The 2,395-nt window shown below is 58.7% G+C and carries 1 protein-coding gene; it reads right to left on the reverse strand.

What is annotated here, in order from left to right; translation table 11 throughout:
* Positions 1-2,266, reverse strand: a 2,266-nt coding sequence (locus tag HMPREF3153_RS01470) for a YPDG domain-containing protein (protein WP_210385539.1), incomplete at its 3' end; no start/stop codon positions are given.
* Positions 2,267-2,395: the final 129 nt, after the last annotated feature.

The following is a 2,395-nucleotide window of genomic DNA, read 5'->3' on the forward strand; positions in this document are numbered from 1 at the left end:
TCACACCAGAATTATCAACCTCGGTCGGCTTCTTGGCGTCCTCGCCGACCTTGATCGGGGCCTTAGTACCGTTGGAGGTACCATCGGCGTAGGTCACGCGCACCGGGATGTCTACAATCTGGCCCGGCTCGAGCTTCTTCCCGTCGCTTCCGTTTTCGCCTGGGGTGACGGTGATTTCACCAGTCTTCTCGTTGATGGAGGCCTTCCAGCCTTCCGGCAGGGACTCCTTGAGGATCTCATACTTGGCACCCTTGAGGCGCTCGTCGCCAGAAGCAATCGGCTCGCCAGTCTCCTGGTCAACAAATTTGGGAGGCTCGGTCGTCTTCTCCTTGCCCACCTCGGCCGAAGTCTCGTCATACTTCGGGGTGACCTCGCTGGCAGTGCCGGTGACGGCGGTGAAGGAGTCGGAGGCCAGCGGGATACGAGCGCCGCTCTCGTCTAGGCCGTACAAGGTGGCGGTGTAGACCGTCGTCTTTTCGAGGTTCTCTGGAACCTGGATATCGCAATTCGGCAGAGAACCGTCGGACTTGGCGGGGATGCCCTCACCTTCGCCAGAGGGAAGGAGGTTGCCATCCGAGTCAACACCCTTGCAGGTCTTGATGACGTTGCCGTCACCGTCGCGCCACTCAACCTCGTAGCGGGCATTCATGTCCGCCGCCGGCAGGCTCTTGGTAAAGGCGTGGGTCTTATCGCCCGGGCGGGCGAAGTTGGTCAGGGAGTCGTACTTCTCAACGCCGAAGTTGATCTTGTTCGGAAATAAGGCCATGTCCCACTGCTGCACGTTGTAATTAGGAGTCAGCAGCGTGGCCTGCATGCCACGCATATCAAACTGGTCGGCAGCCACACCGGTGCCAATGTTAGACACGCCCCAAGCACCTGCAGTCAGGCCCTGCCAGACGTTGCCGCGCCATGCGCCCATGTTGGACGTGCCGGTGGGCAGATCGGGGGTGTCAATGAACATCCAGTCCCAGTTCACATGCTTCTGATCACCACGCAAACCAAGACTTTTATTGCTGAAGTAACCCTCAGAAGAAGTAGGAGCAACGGTACCAACCTTGTCTGCAGGAACCTTACCGCCGTTCCCAGGACGGATACCATAGGTGCCGTTGAACTGCAGACGGTACTCACCATTACCATTGGTTTCGGTGACGACCTTTTCCGCAATCCAGTCCGGGTTGGACTTGATCTGCTGGTTGATCCACGCCTGCAGCTTCAACTCGTCCTGTACGTCCCAGCCAGCGCCACGCAGCGAGTGGTCCTGGAACTCAGACCCCTTGTTCTGCTCAACGTACTTCTCAATCTCGACAACAGCCTTGTCGGACAGATAGGCGCCAACAACCTTGACGCCCTTGACCTTGCGATCGCCGGAAGGACCGGCGATTTCTTTCTGTGCAAGCTTGCCCAGGCCTTGGTTCATGTTCCAATACGCCTGGCCGTATACGGCGCCACCATTACTCGACTTCATGGCGAGTTCTTCGTCGGTGACCTTGCGCCAACCGGACTCGTCACCGAGCATCGCCTTAGCGTCAGCGCGACGCACAAACACCTGGTGCGCACCGGCCACCGTGCCCTTGCTAGAACTCCAGCCGGCACCACCCGTAGAGTCTGTTACGGTGCCGTCCGGCATGATTCGCTCGCCGTAGCCACGAACCATCTCATACTGGTCGCGGTCGTAGCCGTCAACCCAGATCTTGACCTTCTGGCCACGCAAACCAGCCGTAATCGCGTACTGTGCCCAGAACTCACGGAGGTTGCCCTCGGAATCCATGAATGGACGCATGTTGATAGAGAACGTGCCGTCCTCATTCACCGTGGTCTTGTACACCGGAGAGGCCACACTCGGCTCGCCACCCGTGGCGGACTTATTGGGCTTTTCAAACCACTGCGCATACACGGTGGCACCCTTGAAGTTCTCACCTGCAGTTAAGTTCGCGGCCGGCAGCGCCTTGCCGTAGCCAGCAGCCTCGCCACCATTCGAAGCAGTGTTGCCGTTAGAAGTACCCGGGTACTGGTCGTAGAACAGCACAGAACCGCTGACGGTCTGTTTGCCCTCGTAAATGCCGGGAGAGTAGATGGCGCCGTATGGGTCCGCAGCTTCGGTTGCACCCTGGGCAGCGCCCGCCTCCTGAGCCTGCGCAACAGCAGCAAACGGAGCCGGAGCTGCCACAGCATGAACGAACGGGCCCACCATCGCGACAGAGAGCGCGGCGGCTGCAATCGTCGTACCGCGACGACGAGCAGAACCGTTGACTTTCTTCAAAGTCATGAAGAATCCTTTCATGAGAACAATTAGGGAATGGGTCATCTGCTACCCTCGGCCAGACTTAGAGGCGTCTTAAGGTCTTAAGCTTTCTTGAAGGCAGACTGGCCCTATACTGAGACGTTACCCCCCCCC

The sequence above is a fragment of the Corynebacterium sp. HMSC06C06 genome (genome assembly GCF_001807295.1).
Lineage (GTDB): Bacteria > Actinomycetota > Actinomycetes > Mycobacteriales > Mycobacteriaceae > Corynebacterium > Corynebacterium striatum.